This window comes from Streptomyces diastatochromogenes, assembly GCF_002242805.1.
Taxonomy (GTDB): domain Bacteria; phylum Actinomycetota; class Actinomycetes; order Streptomycetales; family Streptomycetaceae; genus Streptomyces; species Streptomyces diastatochromogenes.
In genome coordinates, this window is record NZ_MCGQ01000018.1 from 17,125 (window position 1) to 40,481 (window position 23,357).

The 23,357-nt window shown below is 73.7% G+C and carries 18 protein-coding genes; 10 read left to right on the forward strand and 8 right to left on the reverse strand.

What is annotated here, in order from left to right; translation table 11 throughout:
- The first annotated feature begins 17 nt into the window (after nt 1-17).
- Both BEK98_RS22590 and BEK98_RS22595 read left to right on the forward strand, forming a co-directional pair.
- Nucleotides 18-1,682, forward strand: coding sequence for a DNA alkylation response protein (locus BEK98_RS22590; protein ID WP_094218460.1), 1,665 nt, complete (start codon nt 18-20; stop codon nt 1,680-1,682).
- A 144-nt stretch (nt 1,683-1,826) separates the two neighbouring features.
- Nucleotides 1,827-3,803: a HEAT repeat domain-containing protein gene (locus tag BEK98_RS22595; RefSeq protein ID WP_094218461.1), complete on the forward strand. Its 1,977-nt coding sequence runs from the start codon at nt 1,827-1,829 to the stop codon at nt 3,801-3,803.
- A gap of 98 nt (nt 3,804-3,901) precedes the next feature.
- On the opposite strand, the gene BEK98_RS22600 is transcribed toward BEK98_RS22595, so the two are convergent.
- A complete protein-coding gene (locus BEK98_RS22600) occupies nt 3,902-4,480 on the reverse strand; it encodes an Rv1733c family protein (protein ID WP_094218462.1) in 579 nt (192 codons plus the stop codon).
- A 278-nt stretch (nt 4,481-4,758) separates the two neighbouring features.
- Here BEK98_RS22600 and BEK98_RS22605 point away from each other — a divergent pair, with 278 nt between their 5' ends.
- The 4 genes from BEK98_RS22605 to BEK98_RS22620 all read left to right on the forward strand — a co-directional run bounded on the left by BEK98_RS22605 (nt 4,759) and on the right by BEK98_RS22620 (nt 8,697).
- Entirely contained in the window at nt 4,759-5,844 is a 1,086-nt protein-coding gene (locus BEK98_RS22605; RefSeq protein ID WP_167444233.1) for a WD40/YVTN/BNR-like repeat-containing protein, read from the forward strand.
- Between the two features lie 138 nt (nt 5,845-5,982).
- Nucleotides 5,983-6,660 (forward strand): uracil-DNA glycosylase, encoded by a 678-nt coding sequence (locus tag BEK98_RS22610; protein WP_094218463.1) that lies wholly within the window; start codon nt 5,983-5,985, stop codon nt 6,658-6,660.
- Nucleotides 6,657-7,631 (forward strand): N-acetylglucosamine kinase, encoded by a 975-nt coding sequence (locus BEK98_RS22615; protein WP_094218464.1) that lies wholly within the window; start codon nt 6,657-6,659, stop codon nt 7,629-7,631. The genes BEK98_RS22610 and BEK98_RS22615 overlap by 4 nt, the downstream gene beginning before the upstream one ends.
- A gap of 142 nt (nt 7,632-7,773) precedes the next feature.
- Nucleotides 7,774-8,697 (forward strand): sirohydrochlorin chelatase, encoded by a 924-nt coding sequence (locus BEK98_RS22620; RefSeq protein ID WP_094218465.1) that lies wholly within the window; start codon nt 7,774-7,776, stop codon nt 8,695-8,697.
- Nucleotides 8,698-8,762: 65 nt separating this feature from the next.
- On the opposite strand, the gene BEK98_RS22625 is transcribed toward BEK98_RS22620, so the two are convergent.
- Both BEK98_RS22625 and BEK98_RS22630 read right to left on the reverse strand, forming a co-directional pair.
- Complete coding sequence (locus tag BEK98_RS22625) at nt 8,763-9,794, reverse strand: lactonase family protein (RefSeq protein WP_094218466.1); 1,032 nt, start codon at nt 9,792-9,794, stop codon at nt 8,763-8,765.
- A gap of 282 nt (nt 9,795-10,076) precedes the next feature.
- Nucleotides 10,077-11,567 (reverse strand): FUSC family protein, encoded by a 1,491-nt coding sequence (locus tag BEK98_RS22630; protein WP_094218467.1) that lies wholly within the window; start codon nt 11,565-11,567, stop codon nt 10,077-10,079.
- A 248-nt stretch (nt 11,568-11,815) separates the two neighbouring features.
- On the opposite strand from BEK98_RS22630, the gene BEK98_RS22635 reads away from it, so the two are divergent.
- From BEK98_RS22635 to BEK98_RS22650, 3 genes are all read left to right on the forward strand, one after another.
- On the forward strand, nt 11,816-12,292 hold the full coding sequence (locus BEK98_RS22635; protein WP_179851790.1) for an Lrp/AsnC family transcriptional regulator: 477 nt from the start codon (nt 11,816-11,818) through the stop codon (nt 12,290-12,292).
- 20 nt (nt 12,293-12,312) lie between these two features.
- Nucleotides 12,313-13,008 carry an HAD family hydrolase gene (locus BEK98_RS22640; RefSeq protein ID WP_094218481.1) on the forward strand — a complete coding sequence of 232 codons (696 nt, stop codon included), beginning with the start codon at nt 12,313-12,315 and terminating at the stop codon, nt 13,006-13,008.
- A 286-nt stretch (nt 13,009-13,294) separates the two neighbouring features.
- Entirely contained in the window at nt 13,295-14,797 is a 1,503-nt protein-coding gene (locus tag BEK98_RS22650) for an MFS transporter (protein ID WP_094218469.1), read from the forward strand.
- A 61-nt stretch (nt 14,798-14,858) separates the two neighbouring features.
- Here the strand turns inward: BEK98_RS22650 and BEK98_RS22655 are convergent, their stop codons facing one another.
- Nucleotides 14,859-15,632, reverse strand: a complete 774-nt coding sequence (locus BEK98_RS22655; RefSeq protein WP_094218470.1) for a LysR family substrate-binding domain-containing protein — start codon at nt 15,630-15,632, stop codon at nt 14,859-14,861.
- Nucleotides 15,633-15,690: 58 nt separating this feature from the next.
- Here BEK98_RS22655 and BEK98_RS22660 point away from each other — a divergent pair, with 58 nt between their 5' ends.
- Nucleotides 15,691-16,092 carry a DUF5997 family protein gene (locus BEK98_RS22660; protein WP_094218471.1) on the forward strand — a complete coding sequence of 134 codons (402 nt, stop codon included), beginning with the start codon at nt 15,691-15,693 and terminating at the stop codon, nt 16,090-16,092.
- 15 nt (nt 16,093-16,107) lie between these two features.
- Here BEK98_RS22660 and BEK98_RS22665 read toward each other — a convergent pair whose 3' ends face one another.
- From BEK98_RS22665 to BEK98_RS22680, 4 genes are all read right to left on the reverse strand, one after another.
- The gene (locus tag BEK98_RS22665) at nt 16,108-17,004 is read right to left on the reverse strand and encodes a peptidoglycan-binding protein (protein WP_094218472.1); all 897 of its coding nucleotides are present in this window, start codon (nt 17,002-17,004) and stop codon (nt 16,108-16,110) included.
- The gene (locus tag BEK98_RS22670; protein WP_094218473.1) at nt 17,004-18,554 is read right to left on the reverse strand and encodes a DUF6519 domain-containing protein; all 1,551 of its coding nucleotides are present in this window, start codon (nt 18,552-18,554) and stop codon (nt 17,004-17,006) included. Before BEK98_RS22670 ends, BEK98_RS22665 begins: the two co-directional genes overlap by 1 nt.
- Nucleotides 18,555-18,608: 54 nt before the next feature.
- Complete coding sequence (locus BEK98_RS22675) at nt 18,609-20,786, reverse strand: hypothetical protein (RefSeq protein WP_094218474.1); 2,178 nt, start codon at nt 20,784-20,786, stop codon at nt 18,609-18,611.
- Nucleotides 20,786-23,357: putative baseplate assembly protein (locus BEK98_RS22680; RefSeq protein WP_094218475.1), on the reverse strand; the 2,572-nt coding region annotated here is incomplete at its 5' end. The genes BEK98_RS22675 and BEK98_RS22680, both read right to left, overlap by 1 nt.

The window sequence follows — 23,357 nt, forward strand, 5'->3', positions numbered from 1 at the left end:
GAGTGCAACATGGTCGCATGGTCTCGATTCCCGCGCAGTCGCCGCCGCAGCAGTACGCCACCCACGACGTCATCAACCAGGCCCCGCCCCTGGCCCCGTACGACGCCTCCGACGACCGGGCCCTGCTGGAGGGGCTGCGCCGGGAGGGTGCCGGGTGGGCCGAGGACGGCATCCGGCAGCTCGGGCTCCGCGCGGGCGGCGAGGAGGCCCAGGAGTGGGGCGAGCAGGCGAACCGGCACGAGCCGGAGCTGCGCACCCACGACCGCTACGGCCACCGGATCGACGAGGTCGAGTTCCACCCCAGCTGGCACCATCTGATGCGGACCGCGGTCGCCGAGGGCCTGGCCGGCGCGCCGTGGGCGGACGACCGCTCTGGCGCGCATGTGGCCCGTACCGCGGGCGGACTGGTGTGGGGGCACACGGAGGCCGGACACGGCTGTCCGACGTCGATGACGTACGCCGCCGTCCCCGCGCTGCGCGCCCAGCCGGACCTCGCCAAGGTCTACGAACCGCTGCTCACCAGCCGCGCCTACGACCCCGAGCTGCGCGTCCCCACGGAGAAGCCCGGGCTGCTCGCCGGGATGGGCATGACCGAGAAGCAGGGCGGCTCGGACGTCCGGACCAACACCACCCTGGCCACGCCCACCGGCGAGCCGGGCGTGTACACGCTGCGGGGCCACAAGTGGTTCACGTCCGCGCCGATGTGCGACGTGTTCCTGGTGCTGGCCCAGGCGCCCGGCGGCCTGTCCTGCTTCCTGGTGCCCCGGATCCTGCCGGACGGCAGCCGCAACACCTTCCGCATCCAGCGGCTCAAGGACAAGCTCGGCAACCGGTCCAACGCCTCCTCCGAGCCGGAGTTCGACCGGACGGTGGCCTGGCTGGTCGGGCCGGAGGGGCGGGGTGTGAAGACCATCATCGAGATGGTCAACTGCACCCGTCTGGACTGCGTCATGTCCTCGGCGACCCTGATGCGCAAGACGCTCGTCGAGGCGGGCCACCACGCGCGCCACCGCAGCGCGTTCGGGGCCCGGCTGTTCGACCAGCCGCTGATGCGCAACGTCCTGGCCGACCTGGCGCTGGAGTCGGAGGCGGCGACGACGCTCACCCTGCGGCTCGCCGGTGCGGCGGACCGGGCGGTGCGCGGGGACGCCGGGGAGCGCCCCTTCCGGCGGATCGCCACCGCCGTCGGCAAGTACTGGGTCACCAAGCGGGGCCCGGCGTTCACCGCGGAGGCCCTGGAGTGCCTGGGCGGCAACGGGTACGTCGAGGAGTCCGGCATGCCCCGCCACTACCGGGAGGCTCCCCTGCTGTCCATCTGGGAGGGCTCGGGGAACGTCAACGCGCTCGACGTGCTGCGCGCCCTGGGTCGGGAACCGGACACGGCCGAGGCCCTGTTCGCCGAACTCGCCCTCGCGCGCGGGGCGGACGCCCGGCTGGACACGGCCGTGGCAGGGCTGAAGGACCAGTTGGCCGAAACCGACCAGGTGGGCGCGCGCCGGATGGTCGAGCGGACGGCCCTGGCGCTCCAGGCATCGCTGCTGGTCCGGCACGCTCCGCACGCCGTCGCGGACGCCTTCTGCGCGACCCGGCTGGGCGGCGACTGGGGGCACGCGTTCGGCACGCTGCCCGCCGGAACCGACCTGGACGCGATCCTGGAGCGGGCCCTGCCCGACCGTGACTGAGCCCCTCCCCGGGCGACCTGGGCGGATCCCGCCGGTGGCCGGTGACAGCCGACGGATCGCACACAGTCAGCGCGCGACTCCGCATCGTTGTCAGTGCCGTGGTGCAGACTCGCGATCGGGTGGCACTCGTCTGGGGAGGACAACGTGTTCACGGGGATCGACGAGGTCGACTGGGCCTCGCTGCACCACGCGTACGGCAGCGCGGAGGACGTGCCCGGATGGTTACGGGGACTGGCCTCCGCTGACGCCGCCGAGCGGCAGACCGCGCTCGACGGCATGTACGGCACGGTGCATCACGAGGGGAACGTGTACGACTCGACGCTGGCCTGCGTTCCCTTCCTGTGCTCGCTGGCGGGCCGCGAGGCGGTGCAGGACCGGGGCTGCATCGTCGAACTGCTGGTCAGCATCGGGGCGGAGAGCGGGGACGCACGCGCGCGTGAGGTGGTGCGCGCGGACTCCGAGGTGTTTGTGTCCCTGCTCGGGGATCCGGACCCAGGGGTGCGCCGGGCGGCGGCCGAAGCCGTCGTACGGTTCCTGGACGGCCCGGCTCGCGCCCTGGACCTGTTGCGGCAGCGGATCCCGGTCGAGCGGGACGACCGGGTCCTGCTCGCGCTCACGGAAGCCCTCGGCCTGTTGGCACGCCGGCACCCGGAACACTCCGCCGCCGCGCTGGACCTCCTGACCGCGCAGAGCGCCCCGCCCCACGCCCCCGGGCTGCGGCTGGCCGCGCTCGGCCAGCTCGCCCTGGGCGCCCCGGACCTGCTCCCGGCCGACCTGGTGCCGACGGCCGTCCGGCTGCTGCGGGACAGGTCGGCGCGCCGCGCCCGGGTACCGGAGCCGTCCGGGCACGACACCCTCGTGGGCCGGATACGGCGGCTGCGCCCCTCGGACGAGGAGGGCGCCCAGCTGCTGCGCACCCTGCACACCGCGCTCGGCGACCGGACCGGTGACCGGATCGCCCTGCTCACCGGGCAGTTGACCAGCCCGGACCCGATGGACCGGTGCAATGCCGTGTGCATGTCGGCGGCGCTGTTCCGCGGCTGGCGCGCCGACTGTGCCGGGCCCGTGGCCCTGATCGGCGCCCAACTGGACACGGAGCAGGACCGGTTGCGGGACGCGGCGGTCTCGGTCCTGGCGGAGCTGTTCGGCCTGGCCGCGCCCGCCGCGGACGACCTCCACGCCCTGGTGACCGCCAGGCCCGACCTGTGGACGCACCGCTGGGAGCGCGGCTCGCCCGCCCTCGGCGGCCCGCTCAAGGCCCTGGCCCGGACCGGCGACCGACGGGCGGTCCCGGTTCTGGCCCAGGTGCTGGCGGGCCCGGTGGTGCCCGGTGGCCTGGGGCACGAGATCGCACACCTGGGCCCGGCCGCGGTCCCCCTCGCCCCCGCGCTGCGGCACCATCTGGCCCGTGTCCCCCTGGACTCCCCCACCGCCGACGCACTGGCCACTCCTCTCCTGGCCGCGCTCAGAGCGGTGGGCGACCGGCATGCGGTGCCTGAGGTGCTGCGCCTCCTGTCGGGTGCACCGGACGGCCTCGGGGCACGGGAGAGACTCGTCGGACCGGCCATCGAGACGCTGGACGCCCTCGGGGCCGCCGCGCAGGCGGCACCGGTCCTCCGGGAGCTGCTGCACACCCGGCACGCGGCCGCCGCGGCGGGCGCCCTGTGGTCGGCGGGCGACGGGCTCTCCGCAGTACTGCCCGTCCTGTTGCGGGAGTTGACGCAGGGCGAGCCGGGGAGCCGCCGGCTCGCCGCCCGGCAGCTGGGCAGGCTGGGTCCGGCCGCCCGCGCGGCCCTGCCGGAACTGCGGCGGGCGGCCCGCTCGGGGCAGGCCTGGGAGCGGACGTCGGCCGCGTGCGCGCTGTGGCACATCGGCCGGGACCCGGAACCCGTGCTGCCGGTGTTCCGGGCCGCCTGGTCGGAGAACCCCCGCACCCGCGGCCCGATCGCCCGGTGCCTCGCCGCGATGGGCCCGGCCGCCGCACCGCTACGGGACCTGGTGACGACCGAACTGACCGCCCCACGGCGTCACACGGCCCGCGAGGGCGGCTACGGCAGCCATGACATCGCCGAGGACGATGCGCTGCTCAGGACGTGCGGGGAGGTGCTGGCGGGGCTGTAGGCGTGGCGCGCGCCGGGTGGCCAGGGCCTGTCCGAGCGTGTGTGACACGCGTCGCGGGGCAGGTGGGAACGGTAACTGCCAGACAGATCCCAGGGCGGTCATCCGGTCATCCGGCCCCACTGCGGCCCCAGTCGGGCCCACTCCGCGTCCCAGTGGTTCATGCGGCGGTGCTCCAGGCGGCCGCGTAGTACGAGGCCGCCGATGAAGGGGACGGCGGCGGCGCTCGCTCCCACCAGGCCGCCTATCAAGGTGGCCCGGAAGGTGGCTTCGGAGGCGGTGGTGGGGCGGGTGACCAGGTGCCCCTGCGGGTCGGTCCACACCGTGACCGGGGTCCCGGCCTTGCTGCCCGGCGCGACCCGGGCCTGGCCGGTGTGGGCCGAGCCGTCGGCGACGGTCCAGCGGACCTCGGCCCAGACCCGCTCGCCGCCGCCCGCGGAGGTGGCGCTGCCGGGAGCCTTGGCGACGACGTGGGCGACGGCGGGATGCCAGGCGGCCCGCTCCCGGGCCAGTCCGTGCTCCACCGAACGGGCCGCCGTGAGCCCGGCCAGCACCCCGACCAGGACGGTCAGCAGCCAGGCGGCGAGCACCACCCAGGCCTCCACCACGTCGGCCCGGCGCCTGAGCGGATTGCGCCGCCAGCGCCACAGCCACACCTTGGGACCACGGAACGCCTTCAAAGGCATCCTCCTCACGAGCGCACCGACAGGCCGGACCGACCTCCCATACGGGCAGGGCCGCCCCGTTGCTCACGACGAGCCGTCACCCCGACGGTCGCACGAGACACCCCCTTCGCGCAGGCGCATGCCGCAACGCACCTTGCCGATCTCTACGACAGGCCGACCGCACCGCCTTGACCTGCGACGACGCTGCCGCCGGGGTCGACTGTCAGTGGCGGGGTGCAGACTGGCCGGTATCTGACGACTACCTGGACAAAGACGTCCTGGAGGTGATCGGCATGACCGAGGTCCTGCTCGCCGTGGGCACCCGCAAAGGCCTCTTCATCGGGCGGCGGCGCGGTGGCGCCTGGGAGTTCGACGACAGTCCCTACTTCAACGCCCAGGCCGTCTACTCGGTCGCCATCGACACCCGCGGCGGCACCCCGCGGCTGCTCGCGGGCGGCGACAGCGCGCACTGGGGCCCGTCGGTGTTCCACTCCGACGACCTCGGCCGCACCTGGACCGAACCGGCCCGGCCCGCCGTCAGGTTCCCCAAGGACACCGGGGCTTCGCTGGAGCGGGTCTGGCAGCTGCACCCGGCCGCCGCCGAGGAGGACGTGGTGTACGCGGGCACGGAACCGGCGGCGTTGTACCGCTCCGAGGACCGCGGGGAGAGCTTCGAGCTGGTGCGTCCCCTGTGGGAGCACCCGACCCGCTCCCAGTGGGTGCCGGGCGGCGGCGGTGAGGGCCTGCACACGGTGCTCACCGACGCGCGCGACTCACGGGCGGTGACCGTCGCCGTCTCCACCGCCGGGGTGTTCCGGACCACGGACGGCGGGGCGAGCTGGGCGCCCTCCAACTCCGGTGTCTCCGCGGTGTTCCTGCCGGATCCGAACCCGGAGTTCGGCCAGTGCGTGCACAAGATCGCCAAGGACGCGGTCGACCCGGACCGGCTGTACCTGCAGAACCACTGGGGCGTGTACCGCAGCGACGACGCGGGCGCGCAGTGGACCGACATCGGCGCGGGCCTGCCGTCGACGTTCGGCTTCGCGGTGGCCGCCCACCCGCACCGCGGCGAGACCGCGTACGTCTTCCCGATCAACGCCGACGCCGACCGGGTGCCCGCCGACCACCGCTGCCGGGTCTTCCGCACGGCCGACGCGGGCAAGAGCTGGGAGCCGCTGTCGAAGGGCCTGCCGGCGGAGGACCACTACGGCACCGTGCTGCGCGACGCGCTCTGCACGGACGACGCGGACCCGGCCGGGGTCTACTTCGGCAACCGCAACGGCGAGGTGTTCGCCTCGGCCGACGACGGCGACAGCTGGCGGCAGCTGGCCTCCCACCTGCCGGACGTGCTGTGCGTGCGGGCCGCGGTGATCGACTGATGCGAGGGCTGGCACGTAGGCCCACGGGAGAGGAGGTGAGGGCGGCATCGGTCATCCGAGTCGACGGTCCGGTCATCCTCGGTCGGCCTCCGGTCGCGGCTTGATCGCCGACCGGTGTACGGCAGTAGGGTGACGCCCGTGGCACCACGACCCTTGCATGAAATCGTCGAACCGGGCTGGGCGAAGGCCCTGGAACCCGTGGCCGGACAGATCGCCGCGATGGGCGACTTCCTGCGCACGGAGATCGCCGCGGGACGCACCTATCTCCCCGCCGGGCCGAACGTCCTGCGCGCCTTCCAGCAGCCCTTCGACGAGGTACGCGTCCTGATCGTCGGTCAGGACCCGTACCCGACCCCGGGGCACGCGGTCGGCCTGTCGTTCTCGGTCGCGCCCGAGGTACGTCCGCTGCCGCCGAGCCTGATCAACATCTTCCGCGAGCTGAACACCGACCTCGGGCTGCCCCAGCCGTCCACCGGCGACCTCACCCCGTGGACGCAGCAGGGTGTGCTGCTGCTCAACCGGGCGCTCACCACGGCACCGCGCAGCCCGGCCGCCCACCGCGGCAAGGGCTGGGAGGAGGTCACCGAGCAGGCGATCCGGGCGCTGGCCGGGCGCGGCAAGCCGCTGGTGTCCGTCCTGTGGGGACGTGACGCCCGTAATCTGCGTCCGCTGCTGGGCAGTCTGCCGGCCGTGGAGTCCGCGCATCCCTCGCCCATGTCGGCCGACCGCGGCTTCTTCGGCTCTCGTCCGTTCAGCCGGGCCAACGACCTGCTGATCCAGCAGGGCGGACAGCCGGTGGACTGGCGTCTGCCGTGACCGTCCCCGGTTACCTGGCGGTGGACTCCGGGGGCTCCGGACTCCGAGTCGCCGTCGGGATTCCGGGGCAGGCGCCCTCGGCACAGAGGGAGTCGAGCGAGCCGGTCCGTACCGGTGCGCGGGGCATCGATCCAGCCCACCTGATGGCGCAACTAGTACCCCTCGCCCGCGCGTTGACGGCCGAGGCCGGAGTGGGCGAACTGGGCACGGCCGTCGTCGGCGCCGCCGGGTTCGCCTCCCTGGGCGACGCCCTGCGCGCCGAACTGCCCGGCGCGCTCGCCCGGGAGCTGGGCGTACGGCACGTGGCGCTGGCCGCCGACGCCGTGACGGCCTACGTGGGCGCTCTCGGGCCGCGTCCGGGTGCCGTGGTCGCCGCGGGCACCGGCCTGATCGCGATCGGCACCGACCTGACCGGCTGGCGGCGGGCGGACGGCTGGGGCCACCTGCTGGGCGACTGCGGCAGCGGGGCGTGGATCGGGCGGGCCGGTCTGGAGGCGGCGCTGCGCGCCCACGACGGCCGGGACGGCGGCTCCGCCCCGCTGCTGGCCTGCGCCGAGGAGCAGTTCGGCCCGGTGCGGGGACTGCCCGGCCTTCTCTACCCGCGCACCGACCGCCCCGCGCTGCTGGCCACCTTCGCCCCCGCGGTGGCCGCCTGCGCCCCGCACGACCCGGTCGCTGCCGGCATCCTGCGTGCGGCGGCCCGGAACATGGCCGAGTCCGCCGCGGCGGTGTGCCCGGCCTCCGGTGCGCCCGAAGTGGCCTTCACCGGCGGCCTCTTCAAGATGGGCGACCCGCTCCTCGTACCCCTGCGCCAGGAGTTGGCCGCGAGGCTGCCGCACGCCCGGCAGGTGCCGGCCGAGGGCGATCCGCTGCACGGCTGTGTACGGATCGCGAGCGAGCTGGCGGCCGGGCGGCTCACCCTGCCGGGTGAACCGTCCATGCTCTACGTGGTCCCCACAAAAGGGGATTGAGCACTTTCGTGGCACATCTGTCCGGCAAGTGCCCGGAACACGTGCCTAAGGGACGTAACTCATCAGACAAAACGGGACGGAAACCGCTCACCTGCACCCTCTCCGAACAGGGGAGCCCAGGAAGCCAGTAACATGCGACGCCATGAGCTCCCCCACTGGACCCGCGTCCGGCCTGCCAGTACGAATGCCGCGACCCCGCCAGCCCGGACGGCACCGCCGACCGGAACCGCAGGTGGCTCCCGAGGGCGCGCCCGCGCTCGTCCTCGCGGTGCCCGGTGCGCCCAGCGCCGTCTCGCGCAGCCTCGCCGAGGAGGTCGTGAGCATCGCCCGCTCCGAGCTGCCCGGCCTGGATGCCCGGATCGGGTACCTGGACGGGGACGACGGCGAGTTTCCGAGCGTGCGGGCCGTGCTCGCGCACGCCGCCGAGGAGCGCACCGCCCGCTACGAGCAGGCCGTCGCCGCCGGTCTCGAGGTCAAGGAGCCCGACGGGCCGGTCGCGGTCGTCGTCCCGCTGCTGGCCGGTCCGGACAGCGCGCTGCTGCGCCAGGTCCGCCAGGCCGTGATGGACAGCCGGGTCGCCGCCGAACTGACCGATGTCCTCGGCCCGCACCCGCTGCTCGCCGAGGCGCTGCACGTGCGCCTGTCCGAGGCCGGTCTGGCCCGCGCCGACCGTGCCCGGCTGTTCACCGTGGCCACCGCTGCCGACGGCATCATCCTGGCCTCCGTGGGCGGCGAGGAGGCCGTGCAGGCGGCCGGGATCACCGGCATGCTGCTCGCCGCGCGTCTGGCCGTGCCGGTGATGGCCGCGGCCCTGGACCAGGAGGGTTCGATCACCTCCGTCGCCGAGCAGCTGCGTTCGTCCGGCTCACAGCAGCTGGCCCTCGCGCCGTACCTGATCGGCCCGGAGATCGACGCGGCGCTGCTGGCGGCGGCCGCCGAGGAGGCGGGCTGCGCCACGGCGGAGGCGCTCGGCGCGTACCCGGCGATCGGCAAGCTCGCCCTCGCCAAGTACACGACCGCGCTGGGCATCGCCCCGCCGCAGCCGCAGGGCACACCGGTCCGCTGACGCCGGACCCGGCACCCGAACAGGACAGGGCCCGCTCCAGTGACTGGAGCGGGCCCTGTGTCGTCCTACTCGAAGACGATGCAGGAGGCCGCGGCGACCTCGACGGAGCCGTCGTAGCGGGGCAGCCCCGTCTTCTCGTCGACGGCGAACCAGGTCACGTCTCCGGAGCGTTCGTTGGCCGCGTAGAGGAAGCCGTCGTGCTCGGCCAGCGCGCGCGGCCAGTGTCCGCCGCACGGCACCGTGCCGATCAGGCGGAGTCCGTCCGCCTGGACGGCGAGCACGGACAGGACGTCCTCGCCGCGGGTCGCGGTCCACACGAAGCGGCCGTCGGGCGAGACGACGATGCCCGAGGCGTAGGCGTCGCCGGCCGGGGCGCCCGGCAGGACCGGGACCTCGATGAGCGGCTTCAGGGAGCCGGCGTCGGCGTCCCAGAGGCAGACCGTGACGGTGGGGGTGAGTTCGTTGACGACATACGCGTGCTCGCCGTCCGGGTGGAAGGCCAGGTGGCGGGGGCCCGAACCGGGGCGCAACGCGATCTCGCGGTGCAGGGCGGGGGTGCCGCCGTCCAGGGTGCACACCCGGACCGAGTCCGTGCCGAGGTCGACACTGACCGCCCAGCGGCCGCTGGGGTCCGGCTGCACATGATGGGCGTGCGGGCCGCGCTGCCGCCGGTCGTGCGGGCCGGAGCCGGTGTGCTGGAGCACTCCCGAGGGCGCGGGGGCCAGGCTGCCGTCCGAGCGCACCGGTACGGCCGTGACGCTGCCGGAGCCGTAGTTGGCGGTCAGGACGTGCCCGGCGTGCACGCTGAGGTGCGTGGGTCCGCTGCCGTCGACCGCCACGGGCGGCCCGGCGGGCTCCGGCTTGTCACGGCCGACACGGAACGCGGCGACGGCGCCCTCGGCGGTCTCGCTGACCGCGTAGAGCATGGTCCCGTCCGGCGAGAGGGTCAGGTAGGAGGGGTCGGGCAGGGTGCCGAGGCGGCCGGTGAGGTTCAGCGCGCCGCCGCCCGGGCGCACGTCAGCGGTGACCAGCCCGGGCCCGCCCGCCGCCGTGAACGACCCGATGAACGCCCTGCGCCGCCTGCCGCCCTCTGCCACCGCTGTCCCCTCTCGGTCCGAGCCAGTGCCGACGGTAGCAGTCGATCGCCCTAGGTCTAGACCAAAAGGGTGACGGGGGCGTTTCGCCGACGGCACTCAGGCCCTCAGCAGCGGCGATCCCGACGGGGCCCACAGGGGCTCGACCAGGTCGGCGAGGGTGCGTTCGAGGCTGTGCAGGTGGGTCGGGGCGGGCTGGGCCGACCGGTGGACCTCGCTCGGGGCTGCCGACGGTGAGCGCCCGACCGGGCTCGGCCCAGCCGAAGGGCGACGTCGAGGCGTCGCTCAGGCCCCCACCAACGGCGACCCCGACGGAGCGCTCAGGGGCTCGGCCAGGTCGGCGAGGGCGCGTTCGAGGCTGTGGAGGTGGGCCAGGGCGGGTTCGGCGGGGGTTTCGGCGGGGCGGTGGACCCGGTCGGAGCCGCCGGCGGTGAGTGCCTCGACCGCGGCCTCCACGCGCCAGCAGGCGGCGGCCAGGCGGGCGTCGTGGGAGGCCTCGGGGTCGGCGGCGACGGCGACCAGGCCGCGGATCTCGCGGGCGCAGTCGTCCAGGAGGGCGAGGACCCGGCGGGCGCGGCGCTTGCGGCCGAGCATCGGGTTCAGCGGGTGCACCAGCGGGGCGACCGAGAGCCGGACCCGGCCGAGCAGCTGCTCCAGTTCGGCCACGCGCGGCGCCGGGTCGGCCGTGGCCGAGCCCGCGAGGCGCGCGGCGGCCTCGGCGGTGCAGACGTGGACGCAGCGCAGGGCGCGCTGGATCCAGGCGTCGGTGGTGGCGTGGGTGGTGACGGGCAGCACGAAGAGCACGGCGAGCACCGCGCCCAGGGCGCCGACAGCGGTCTCGGCGAGGCGCAGGGTGAGCAGAGCCGGGCTGAGGACGCCGAGCAGGCCGTAGAGCAGCTCGGCGAGCAGGGTCACCCAGAGCATCATCCAGGTGTAGGACACAGCGGCCGTGTAGAAGATGCCGAAGACGGCGACCGCGACGAGGACCGCGGTGGGGACGGGTGCGCCGTGCACGGGGGCGGCGACGAGCAGGCCGAGGGCGATGCCGATCACGGTGCCGAGGACCCGCCGGAAGCCGCGGACCAGCGTCTCGCCGCGCGAGGCGGTGTTGACGAAGACCCACCAGGTGGCGCCCACCGCCCAGTACCAGCGCTGCCCGGACACCAGCTGCCCCACCACCAGCGCGAACCCGGCCCCGGCGACCGCCTGGACCGCCTGCCGGGTGGTCACACGGGCCAGCCCGGAACCGGCGGGCGGTGCGGGTACGGCGGCCGGGGGCAGCCGGCGCTCGTAGCACCACAGGCCGAAGCGCACCGTGGCCGCGCTGAGCACGGACAGCAGGACGGCCGCGTACAGCTCGGGCAGCTGTCCGGGCGTGGCGTGCAGGAACTGGGCCACGAAGAAGGTCATGAAGGCGAACACGCCGAGGCTGTGCCCGCGCGGGCCCCAGCGGCGAGCGTACACGCCCGCGCCGACGACGGCGAGGAAGGTCAGGTCCCGGGCGACCGGGTGGTCGTGCAGCTCGGCTGCCGCGGCGAGCACCGGCACGCCGACGACGGGCAGCAGCGCGGTGGTGACCGCCTGCCCGCGCACGGTGGCGTCGGTGACGGTGAACAGGGCGAGCAGCGCGGCCAGACCGCCGGTGACCGCACCAGGGAGGGAGTGCCCCGCCAGCCCGCACACCACGACAGCCAGCCCGATGCCGAGGACGGCCCGCGCGGCGAAACGCAACCGCGTCCGCCCCGGGTCCGGAGCCACGAACACCCTCTTCAGCACTAAAGCCCTCCCCTTGGAACACCTGGCACACCGGGAACACCGGCACACAAAAGGCGCCGCGGGGATCCGCAGCGCCATCGACATGTCCATCAGAGCATCACAGGGGTCGATGGCTCAAGTGTCGGCTGAATCACTGAGCCATTGGACCAGAATCGGCCGCGCAGTAGCGTCCGGATGAATACCAACGGACCAGGTCGGGCGGCACACCGGCACAGCAGCCTGCTGAGCCATTGGTACAGTCGTACATCATGACCGTGGACGCACTCGACACCCGCATCCTGCGACTCCTGCTGGAGCAGCCGCGTACCAGCGTGCGCGAGTACGCCCGCATCCTCGGCGTAGCCCGTGGCACGCTCCAGGCCCGCCTGGACCGCATGGAACGGGACGGCGTGATCACCGGTACGGGCCCCTCGCTCTCCCCCGCCGCCCTCGGCCACCCGGTCCTGGCGTTCGTGCACATCGAGGTCACCCAGGGCCACCTGGACGACGTCGGGGACGCGCTGGCCGCCGTACCGGAGATCGTCGAGGCGTTCTCGATCACGGGCGGCGGGGATCTGCTGGCCCGGGTGGTGGGGCGGGACAACGCCCATCTGGAGGACGTGATCCAGAAGCTGATCAGCCTGCCGGGCGTGGTGCGCACCCGCACCGAGGTGGCCCTGCGCGAGCGCGTGCCGTACCGGTTGCTCCCCCTGGTGGAGTCGGTCGGGCGGGCAGCCCGCGCCTGACCCTTGGCATGCTGGACCGCATGAGCAAGTTCGGCACCCTTGCGGTCATCTTCGATCTCGACGGAACGCTGGTGGACAGCGAGCCGAACTACTACGAGGCGAGCCGGCAGACCCTGGCCGAGCACGGCGTCCCCGGCTTCACCTGGGCGGAGCACGAGGACTACGTCGGGATCAGCACCCTGGAGACGGCCGTGATCCTGCGGGAGCGCTACGGCCTGCACGCCACGGTGGACGAGCTGCTCGACGCGACGAACCGGCGCTATCTGGAGCTGGCCCGGACCCACACCCACGCCTATCCCGAGATGCGGAAGTTCGTGGAGCTGCTGGCGGCCGAGGCCGTGCCGATGGCGGTGGCCTCCGGCTCCTCCCCCGAGGCCCTCGACGCGATCCTCGCCGGGACCGGTCTGGACGCCTTCCTGCACACTGTGGTCTCGGCCGACGAGGTGACCCACGGCAAGCCCGCCCCCGACGTCTTCCTGGAGGCGGCCCGGCGGCTCGGTGCGGACCCGGCCGACTGTGTGGTCCTGGAGGACGCGGCACCGGGTGCGGCCGCCGCGCACGCGGCCGGGATGCGCTGGATCGCCGTCCCGTACGTGGCCGCCCAGGCCGACTCCCCCGAGTTCGCCACGGCCGCACTGCTGCTGCGGGGCGGTCAGGCGGAGTTCACGGCGCAGTCGGCGTACACCTGGCTGCTGGATTCGGCCACCTCCGGCTGACCCTCCCCCGCCTCTTCCCTATCTTCTGGGCGACTTGTCGAAGATCGTTCGATATCACAGACACCGATGTCACGGACATGGGCGACCGCCGGCTTCCGGGTGACGGTCAACGGGCGCATGCCGTTCCGGCTGCGGATGGAGAAGGCCCTCGACGACCCGTCCCTGCAGGCCCTGTTCTACGGCCCGGCCAGCCTCGTGGCGCGCAGCTCACCAGGCCTGACCGCTCCGACGCGCGCGGAAGTGCTCCTTCCGTGCGTTGGGCGGGGTGGCTGCTTAGCGTGACCCCATGACCACAGTCCAGGCCCCGCCCGCCCCCGACGACCGGCGGTGGAAGGCGCTCGGGGTCTGTCTGACGGCGGGCTTCATCTCGCTGCTCGACACCTCGATCGTGAACGTGGCACTGCCCTCGATGGAGCACGGCCTCGGCGCCTCCGAGGCCGCCCAGTCCTGGGTGGTGTCCGGGTACGCCCTCACCTTCGGGCTCGTGCTCGTCCCGGCGGGCCGGCTGGGCGACATGCGCGGGCGGCGCCAGGCCTTCCTGTTCGGGCTCGCCGTGTTCACGCTGGCCTCGGCGGCGTGCGGGCTCGCGCCCAGCGCCTCCTGGCTGGTGCTCTTCCGGCTGATCCAGGGCACGGCGGCGGGCGTGGTCGCACCACAGACCTCGGGGCTGATCCAGCAGATGTTCCAGGGCGCCGAGCGGGCCAAGGCCTTCGGCCTGCTCGGCAGCGTCATCGGGGTCTCGACGGCGGTGGGCCCGCTGGCGGGCGGTCTGCTGATCAACGCCGTCGGCACCGACGACGGCTGGCGCTGGGTGTTCTTCGTCAACCTGCCCATCGGGATCGCCGCGTTCGCAGCGGGACTGCGGCTGCTGCCCCGTTTCCCCGCCTCGGCGGACAAGCGGGAGGAGTTCGACCTGTTCGGGGTGCTGCTCCTCGGCTCCGGCGTGCTCGCGCTCATGCTGCCCCTGGTGCAGGAGCAGCAGTGGACCGGGCGGCTGAAGTGGGCGCTGATGCCGGTGGCCGCGCTGCTGCTGGCCGCGTTCTGGGCGTGGGAGCGGCGCGAGGGACGGCGCGGGCGGGCGCCCCTGGTCGACCTGAACCTGTTCTCGCTGCGGTCCTTCACGCTCGGCGCGCTGATCAGCCTGATCTACTTCGCGGGCTTCACCACGGTCTTCTTCGTCTACACGCTGTTCCTGCAGAACACGGTCGGATACAGCGCGCTGACGGCCGGACTCTCGGTCCTGCCCTTCGCGATCGCCTCGGCGATCGGCGCGGCCCTCGGCGGCCGGCTGGTGGTGCGCCACGGCCGCAAGCTCGTCGTCGTCGGTCTGAGCGGGGTGGCGGCCGGGCTGCTCGGGGTGGTCGTGGCGGTGCAGCTGGTGCCCGGGCAGAACGTGGGCTGGGCCTCGGCGCTGCCGCTGCTCATCGGGGGGATCGGCTCCGGCCTGGCGGTCTCCCCGAACACCACCCTGACCCTCACCCGCGTCCCCGTTCACCGTGCCGGTGCGGCCGGCGGGGTGCTGCAGACGGGCCAGCGCGTCGGCTCGGCCGCCGGGATCGCCGTCGTCGGTGCGGTGTACTTCGCGCACCTGGCCAACCACGGGCGCTCCGTCATCGCGATTCAGCTCGGGCTGCTCACCGCCGTGGGGATCATCATGATCGCGCTGGTACTGGCGGTGGCGGATCTGCGCGAGCGGCAGGTGCATCCCGAGCCGGAGAGGGCCGGGGAGACGGTCCGGCGGGATTCCGGGGAGGACGGGGCCGGGGAGCCTGTCCGACGCGGAGCCTGAGCGGTGGCGATGTCCGGCGCGGTCAGAGAGGGTCACGACCTCCGGCACGGTTCGTGAAAGGTCACGACCTCCGCCGCGGCTTGCCCCTCTTGGCCGGCTTGGCTCCCCCGGAGCCCGTACGGCCCCGTGCGGTACGGCTCGCGGGCTTGCCGCCCGTCGACTTCGCGGCCGTCGGCTTCTGCCGGGCGGCCCCCCGCTTCTGCTCCGCCTCGGCCTGCGCCGTCGTACGGCCCCGCGTGCTGTTGACCGTGCGGCCGCGGACGATGCCGATGAAGTCCTCCACCAGGTCCGTGGTGGCCTCCTCCGGCCAGGACAGGGCGATGCTGGACTGGGGGGCGTCGACGACCGGGCGGTAGGCGAGGTCTTTGCGGTGGTAGAGGCGGGCGAGGGACTGGGGGACGATCAGGAGGCCCACCCCCGCTGCCACCAGCTCGATCGCGTCCGGCGTCGTCGCGGGGCGCTCGAAGGCCGGCTCGCCGGGCGGGCTGTCCCAGTCGAAGACGTCGTCCAGGGGGTGGAAGAGCACCTCCTCGGCGAGGTCGTCCAGGGTCACCTCCTCCGCCGCCGTGATCAGGTGGTCCTTGGGCACGACGACCACCGTGGTCTCGGTGTAGAGGGGGATCGCGCTGAAGAACGTACGGTCGACCGGCAGCCGTACGAGCCCCGCGTCCGCCTCGCCCGCCCGCAGCACGTCCGCCGCCTCGGTGCTGGGCACCTGGACGAGGGCGAGCGGGATGTCGGGCAGGCGCTCGTTCCAGATCCGCACCCACTTGGCGGGTGTCGCCCCGGGGACGTACGCGAGCCGGAACGACGGTGTTTCCTCCGAGCCTGTCACCAGGCCAGGTTACCGGCCGTGGTCGGCCGCCCGGCACGCGGCCGATACCCTTGACCTCATGAGTTCGCAGCAGAGCACCCAGACGATGAAGCCCGCGACCGCGGCGAAGAAGCTGGGTGTGTACCTCCCCGCCACCCCCGCCGAGTTCCAGGAGGGTGTGGTCTCGCGCGCCGAGCTGAACGAGCTGCAGGCCAATCCGCCCGAGTGGCTGCGCGCGCTGCGGGAGAACGGCCCCCACCCGCGTCCGGTGGTCGCCGCGAAGCTCGGTGTGTCCATCGCCGGTCTGGCCCGCGCCGGGGTCACCGAGCCGCTGACCACCGAGCAGATCGAGGCGCTCAAGCAGGAGCAGCCCGAGTGGCTGGAGAAGGAGCGCGCCACCCAGGCGGAGGTCCGCAAGGAGTCGGTGCGGATCAAGAAGCTGCAGAAGGAGAAGCAGGAGAAGGGCGCCGAGCAGCGCTGACGCCCTTCCGCCGGTTCAGCCGTCCGACGGCACCTTCAGCCTGTCCCAGCTGGCCTTGCCGGGGATGCCGTCCGCGTCCTTGCCCTTGAAGCCGAGCTTGTGCTGCCAGGCGGCGTAGGACCTGCGGTCGGCCTCGGTCCACTCGGGGCTCGGCCCCTCCTCGTAGTGCCCGCAGCCCTCGGCGACCAGCCGGCGGCCCATGGCCGTGATGACGGGCGACTTCTGCCCGATGTGGAAGAAGCCGCTGCCAGGGAACGGCGCGTACTTTGGCTTGGGCACGGGCTTGGGGTCCGGCTCCCCCGGGTCGTTCCCGCCGCCCTTTCCGGCCAGCCGGTCGGCTATCCGCTTGCGCATCCCGTCCATGGTGAAGCCGCGCGGGTCCTGCTTGCCCGGCTGCCACTCCTTGTGCCCGATGACGGAGCGCTCCGACCAGCCGTGGTGCCGGCAGATGGCGGCGGAGACCTTCTCGATGGCCTCCTTCTGCGCCTCGGGCCAGGGGTCCTTGCCGTCGCCGAGGTTGATGCACTCGAAGCCGTAGAAGTGCCGGTTGCCGTCGACGTTCGCCTGGTTGTCGTGCGGCAGCCTGGTCTCGTTGATCACCGCCTGCAGGACGTCGCTGTCGCCGAGTCCGGCGTGGTTGGCGCGGCCGTTGCCGACGAGGTGGACATGGCCCTGCTTGTCGATCACGCCGTGACACAGGGGGCCGGGCAGGCCGGAGTAGCCGTTGTAGCAGATGTTCACGGAGTTCTCGGTGCCCGAGGTGACGGTGTGGTGGATCATCACGCCGTTCACCGGGCCCCAGGGGCCCTTGGTGTTGCGGTTGTGGTGGCGCCAGTCGCGCACCTCGTGGACGGTCAGGCCCTCGGCGCGCAGGACCTCCAGCAGCTTCGAGCCGGTCATCGGCTGAGCCATCAGTCGTCTCCTTCCACGGCGGCCTCCGCCGCCGCTGTGGTCTGCGAGCGCCCGCCGGACGGGTCGGCCTCGGCGGCCTGCTCCTGGCGCGCGGCCAGGGCCTCGGCGTCCAGGGCCGCCTGGTCGGCGGCGGGGAAGTCCGCGCCGAGCGGGCCGAAGGCGTACCGCAGGTCGAGGGTGCTGCCCTCGCCCTGCACCAGGGCCAGCGGCGCGAAGTGCCGGGCGATCCCGGCCGGGGCCTGGAGCAGGGGGCGGCGCGCCTGGTCGGCCGGCCATTCGACGCTGCCGGTGGCCGTGCGGGCGGGGATCAGCCAGTGGTCGCCGGTGCGGTAGCCGCCGCCCTTGGCGAAGTACACCTCGACGCCGTCCTCCAGGGGCAGCCACTCCCCCTCGGTGACGGGGACGGCGCCGCCCTTCAGCTCCGTCGTACGGCCCTTCTGCCTCGGACCCGCGTGGTGGTCCCAGCGGCGCAGGAACGGGTGCAGGTGCGGCAGCCGTCCGACGTGCGGGTCCGGCTCGGCGGACAGGCGGACGCGGCGGCCGGGCAGGTCCAATTCCTCGACCCGCAGCAGGGGCAGGGGTTCGAGGCGGGAGGCGTAGGCCGTGTCGGTGAACTCGACGTGGTCGCCGACGTCCAGGTCGAGCTTGTCGTCGAGGCCGAGGGTCGCCAACTGCACCCAGGTGCCGTCCAGTTCGTCCACCGGGAAGACGACGGAGCCGTTCTCCCTGGACCACTTGAAGGTGGCTTCCTTCGCCTCGCCGCCCGCGTGGATCTCCACCCGGTACAACTGGTTCTCCGGGCCCCGGTAGCGGGCGTCGGGCCGGACCAGGCAGGGGTCCTCGTCGGCGTGCTCGGGCCGCTCGCTGCGGGCGGCGAGCCGGGCGGAGGGCGCCGCCTGGGCCTTCGCCCACTCCTCGAACGCGTCGCGGACGGTCTTCCGGGACGGTTCGGAGTCCTCGATGCCGAGCTCGGACAGGGTCAGCGGAAGCACCTGCCAGACCACCTTGGCGCGGACCGCGGTGTCGGGCAGCGCGGCACCGAGGGCGACCTCGCGCAGCGCCGGGTCCTCGGCCGCCGACACCGCCCGCTCCCACACCTTCAGGTAGACGACGAAGGGCGACTGGGCGGGTGAGGGCAGCCGGTCGGCGAGCTGCTCCGGGTCACGGAAGGCGTCGGGCTGGCTCCAGTAGTCCCAGTAGGCGTCCGTCGGAGGGGGCGGGTGCTCCTCGCCGTCCTCGTCCGGTACGGGCGTGCCCGGCTGCGGTCGGTCCGCGTCGCACAGGATGCCGTCGACGTAGTAGCGGCCGCCGGAGATGCTCAGGGTGTCGATGTCGAGCTTGCCGCCGACGTACTGGATATAGAAGCCGGCGGAGCCGCTCGGCCCGCCGTGCCGGCCGATCAGGTCGGCGGCGAGGGTGCGGGTCTGGTGGAGCTGGATGGCGGCCTGTTCGTTGAGGTCCGCGTCGAGCTGGACGCGGCCCTGCTGGGCGACGACCGCGGAGTAGTGCCGCTCCGGGCGGAAGGTGGAGCGGGAGAGATCAGCGTGCATGAAGGGGGTCCCCCTGGTTCGGAAATCTGCGGGTGGGTCGTACGGCGGCACTGCTCACGTCACGAAGAAGATCCCGGCGTCCGCGCCCGCAGGCGAGTACTCGGCGAGCCGCGCCCTGAGGCCGTCCTCCCGCTGGGGCCGGTACAGGTCGTGGAAGGCGCCGAGTTCGGCGCCGTCGTCCGCGCCGCGCCGGATCTCCTCGGCACACCGGTCCGCCAACTGGCCGTACCAGGGCGTCCCATAGCGCTCGGAGGCGAACAACGGCCGTACGCGCCCGGCCTGTTCGGGGCCGACGAGATCGGGCTGGCAGCGATGGCGGCGCGGGGTGCGTGAGCCGGGCGGGACGTAGCAGTACCGCAGGCAGCCGATGCCGCGCCGGGCCACGTGGAGCCGGCCGGTGAAGACCGAGTTCTCGGCGATCTCCACCGCGTGCGTGTGCACCTCGCCGATGACGGTCGTGCGGTGCAGGTGCAGGACGGCGTGGGCGTGGCGGCAGTCCGGGGCGGAGAGGGCCGCGCGGTCGGGGCCGGTGGCGTCCAGGACGCTGTCGCGCAGATGGATGTCGAGGGGGTCCTCCGAGACCTCGTCGCCGATGACCTCGATGGTGCCGAGGATGCTGTGCTCGATCTGGAGGCAGGCGGTGGTGCGTTCCAGGACGATGCTGGGCTCCTCGGGCGAGTGCGGCTCGCACTCGGGCTCCAGGGACCAGCCGGGTACGAGGGTCGAGTGCCGGACGACGACGGCGCCCATCGGGCCGGTGACGTTGATGCCGCGGCCGGCGACGAGGAGTCCGTCGAGGACGAGCCGGGGCCGCTCGTGCGGGGCGCAGTCGTCGTTCACGGCACGGATGTTGAGGGCGTCGGGGCGGTTGCTGTACCAGTCCAGCAGCCGGATCACCGGCCGGGTGCCCTCGGCGGCCCGCAGTTCGAGGCGGTCGCCGGGGTCGAGGTCGAAGTCCAGCTGCTCCTGGTAGGCGCCGCTGTGGGTGATCTCGATGATGCCGGTGCGCTCGGGGCTGCCCTCGTCCTGCCAGGCCCGGTAGGCGTCCATGATCCGCTGGTACGGCTGGCCCGGGCCGACCCGGTAGAAGTCGGCCTCGGGGCGCGGCTCACGGTCGGGGCGCTCGTACTCGCCGCCGCCCAGGTCGGCGCCGAACGCGTAGTGGTAGTCGACCCACACGCCCTGCCGGGGTGCCGAGCGCGAGCCGAACGCGATCCGGCCCAGCTCCGGGTCGACGGCGACCTGCCCGCGCTTCGGCCGGTAGCGCCAGTCGGACAGGTCGGCGACGACGATGTCGGCGGGCGGTACGGGCCGGTCCTCGCCGTCACGCCGGATGACGAGGCTCTTGCCGGGGCCGTAGTAGTCGGCGAGCCGGTCGTGCAGCAGACGGCGGGTGATGAACGCCGGCACGTTGTCGACGGCGGCGATGTGCGCGGGCGCGGGCTCCGGGACCGGCTTGGTGACCAGGGGGGTGTCGTTGCCCAGGATGGAGAAGGTGTAGAGGTTGCGGGCGCGGTCGATGCAGTAGGCCGGGGACGAGGTCAGGGAGTACGGCTTCAGCCGCCAGACGAAGAGCCCCACCCCGGCGGGAGTCCAACCGCCCTGCCTTCTCGGGGAGTTGGCGCGTCGTACGTCGACCGTCCGCGCCGTCTGCTCGAAGGGACCGCCCGCGAGGGCGAGCGCGCCGCCGTCCCGCAGGTCGAGCAGGCGTCCGCGGTCCCCACGCCGCCCGGTGCCGTAGAGCTTGACCGGCTGGGTGTGGGCCACCAGCCGGGACAGCTCGACGGCGCGGGCGGGCCAGTCGGCGACCTGCTCGGACAGCTCCTCCAGGAGGTGGAGGGTGCCCTTGCGGCGCCGGTTGGCGACCGTGGCCGCCACGTCACGGCGGGGCGCGATGGCCTCGGCGAGCGCGTCCCGGCCGCCGCCGTGCAGGCCGGTGGTGAGGACCCGCTCGTAGCCCGGCAGGGTGCGGTAGCCGACCAGGTCGCCGAGGTACGGCAGCACCCAGGGCGCCGCGGTCTCCACGAACAGGTCCTCGTAGCCCTGCTGGACGCCGTCGCGGACCCGGTCGAGCTGCTCGGCGATCACCGCGAGCAGGGCCCGCAGCGGTTCGCCCTCCTCGGCGTCGCGCAGCCGGTGCCAGCGGGGCAGCAGCTCGGCGAGCCCGTCGGGCTCCCGGGGTGACTCCGGGGCCGGCGTCTCCAACTCGACATCCGTCGGCTTCGCGGCCATCACTTGACCTCCGTGAGTATCAGGGTGTCCGCGGCCCGGGCCGACAGCATGGTGAGCTGGGCCGGCCGGATGCCGCGGAAGACGAACACCGTCCGGCCCTTGTCCAGGCGCCGGGTGTCGGTGATGTCGGGGTTGAGGCGCAGGAGTTCGGCGAGCGGGATGCCGTAGCAGGCGCAGACGGACGTGAGGGTCTCGCCGTGCGCGTCGCGGACCGTGTGGGTCCGTTCCTCGTACGACGCCGGGTGCGCGGGGACGGACGCCCTCGGTGTGCCAGGGCCGGCGAGCAGCGCGGCGAGCTGTTTCGGGGTGGCGGAGGCGGGGACGCCGGTGAAGACGTCGACGTCCACGTAGTCGACGCCGGGCACGGAGTGCGCGGTGGCGAGGACCTCGGAGAGGCGGGCCGGCCGGGCCAGCTCCCGTCCCTCGTAGCCGAGTCGGAGCAGCAGAGCCTGACGCAGCCTCGGCTCGACGTTCTCCCAGGCGTGGTCCGGGGCGAGCTTCACCTTGGCGGCGATCAGCAGCAGGACGAGTTCGCGCACGTCCACCCGGACCGGCAGGTTCGGGTCGCCGTACTCGGTCAGCGCCCCGCGCAGGGGCCGCAGGTTGTCCTCGGTGAGCGGCACGTCGTCGGTGCCGGCGACCGTCACGTGGAGCACGCGCCGCCGGCCGTCGAAGAGTTCGCGGGCCGCCGCCCGGCCGATGCCGGCGCGGGAACGGGCGAAGTCCTCGTAGTCGGGCTCGGAGACCAGCCGGTCCAGGGCGGAGACGGCGAGCGGGATCGTACGGCGGGTGAGTCCGGGGCCGTCCGCGTCCGCGCCGCCGGTCGCCGGGCGCGGGTTGGTGACCGCGGTGACGCCGAGGGGGCGGGTGAGCGGCTGGGTGATCCGGTCGGCGGGGACGTTGGCGGCCTTGCCGGTGCCGAAGCGGTACCGGGCTCGGACGTTCTCGTGGCCGCTGGGCAGGCGGGCGCCGTGGACACCGTCGCCGAAGGTCACGGTCGTACGGCCGTCGGAGGCGGTGCCGGTGATGTACACGCGCTCGGTCGGGCCCCGTCCGGCGAGGCTGTCGACCTCGTGCCAGAGCACGCCGTCGACGCGGATGTCCAGGACCGGTGTGGCGCCGAGCGAAGCGAGATGGGGGTACCCCCGGCCGAAGGCTGGGGGAGGATTGTCGGCGGCGAGCCAGGTCAGCGGGGACTGCCAGAGGGCGAAGGTCTGGTTGACGCGGTCGGAGTCGCCGCTGCCGATGGCCTCCTCGCGGCTCTCGCCGTGGGTGGCCTCGACGACGTTGCCGAGGACGCGGACGCTCGCCCGGTGGTAGCGGTGGACCAGGTCGGTGGTGAGGGTGAGCCGGGTGTGGACGTGGTCGCCGGGGAGCCGCGGGTCGACGGCCGGGTCGGCGGCGGCGATGGTGACCACCTCGGTGGCGGTCACGCCGATCGTGCCCGGGACGTCGGTGCGCCGGCCGCTCACGAGGAGCGTGCGTCCGGGGCGCAACCCGTCGTACAGCTCGGCGAGTTCGATCTCGTTGCCGTGCACGTCCTCGCCGAGCGACTCGCCCGCCGCGTGCACGGTGGTGTCGCGGATGTGCGAGAGCAGGACGTCGAACTCGTCCAGCCATGGGTCCGCGAGGGTGAGTTCGGTGCCGCGGCCGGTGATGCCATAGGTGGAGTACGCCGCCGTACGGGCCGCCACGACCTGGGTGGTGACGAAGGCGTACTTGGCGTCGCCGGGTACGGCCGTGCCCTTCGTGGGGCGCTGGATCGCCACCCAGCTGCCGACGGTGATGCCGTCGTGCACGCTGTCCAGTTGCAGGACACGGCGGTTGAGAGGCTCCGGCTTGGTGGCGATGACGATCTCGACGTTGGGCTCGGTGCTGCCCACCGTGTACCGGACGGTCACCTCGTACTCGCCGTGGGTGATCTGCTTGTTCTCGCCCGGCCGCAGGGAGATCTCCTGGGCCGTGCCGTTGTGGATGCCGATGTGCACCTGGCCGCCGTCGTCCGGGCGGGACACGAACAGGCTGCGCTCGGGCAGGCCGGAGTGGAGGCGGGCGGTGACGCCCGGTTCCTCGGCGGTGGCCGGACGGCGGCTGAGCCAGCTCAGCTCGCGGTCCTGGGGGGCGCGGGTCGACAGGTCGACCTGGCCCGGGCCCAGTGTGAAGGTGACGGGCTGGGCGACGGGCAGGTTCTCCGCACGCTGGTCGCTGCTGCTGCCCTCGACGTACTGGAACTCCGCCCGGACCGGGACCTTGCCCGCGGGGTCGTACACCACGCGCATGCTCGCCAGCACCGCGCCCGTCAGCGGCCAGTCGGCGGTGCGGATGACGCGGCCGCGCTCGTCCTGGACGGGCTTGAGCGGGGCGGTGGCACCGAAGGGGGCCGCCGTGACCCGCATCGCGAGCAGCTCGCGCAGGAGCTGCACGGTGCCGGGTGCGGCCGCGGTGCGCCAGGCCGGGTAGAGGCTGCCGAGGCCGGGGTTGAGCGCGGAGAGGAGACGGGCGGTGTCGGAGCCGGGGCGGCGGCCGCGGGTCCCCTGGCGGGGGGCGGGGGCGGCGGTGCGCAGGGCGGGG

Excerpts from the sequence above, each read along its gene's own strand:
- BEK98_RS22605 (WP_167444233.1), top strand. The coding sequence starts at position 4,759 with ATGACCGAGGTCCTGCTCGCCGTGGGCACCCGCAAAGGCCTCTTCATC.
- BEK98_RS22635 (WP_179851790.1), top strand. The coding sequence starts at position 11,816 with ATGACCGTGGACGCACTCGACACCCGCATCCTGCGACTCCTGCTGGAG.
- BEK98_RS22670 (WP_094218473.1), bottom strand. The coding sequence starts at position 18,554 with ATGCACGCTGATCTCTCCCGCTCCACCTTCCGCCCGGAGCGGCACTAC.
- BEK98_RS22620 (WP_094218465.1), top strand. The coding sequence starts at position 7,774 with ATGAGCTCCCCCACTGGACCCGCGTCCGGCCTGCCAGTACGAATGCCG.
- BEK98_RS22650 (WP_094218469.1), top strand. The coding sequence starts at position 13,295 with ATGACCACAGTCCAGGCCCCGCCCGCCCCCGACGACCGGCGGTGGAAG.
- BEK98_RS22665 (WP_094218472.1), bottom strand. The coding sequence starts at position 17,004 with ATGGCTCAGCCGATGACCGGCTCGAAGCTGCTGGAGGTCCTGCGCGCC.
- BEK98_RS22660 (WP_094218471.1), top strand. The coding sequence starts at position 15,691 with ATGAGTTCGCAGCAGAGCACCCAGACGATGAAGCCCGCGACCGCGGCG.
- BEK98_RS22640 (WP_094218481.1), top strand. The coding sequence starts at position 12,313 with ATGAGCAAGTTCGGCACCCTTGCGGTCATCTTCGATCTCGACGGAACG.
- BEK98_RS22675 (WP_094218474.1), bottom strand. The coding sequence starts at position 20,786 with ATGGCCGCGAAGCCGACGGATGTCGAGTTGGAGACGCCGGCCCCGGAG.
- BEK98_RS22590 (WP_094218460.1), top strand. The coding sequence starts at position 18 with ATGGTCTCGATTCCCGCGCAGTCGCCGCCGCAGCAGTACGCCACCCAC.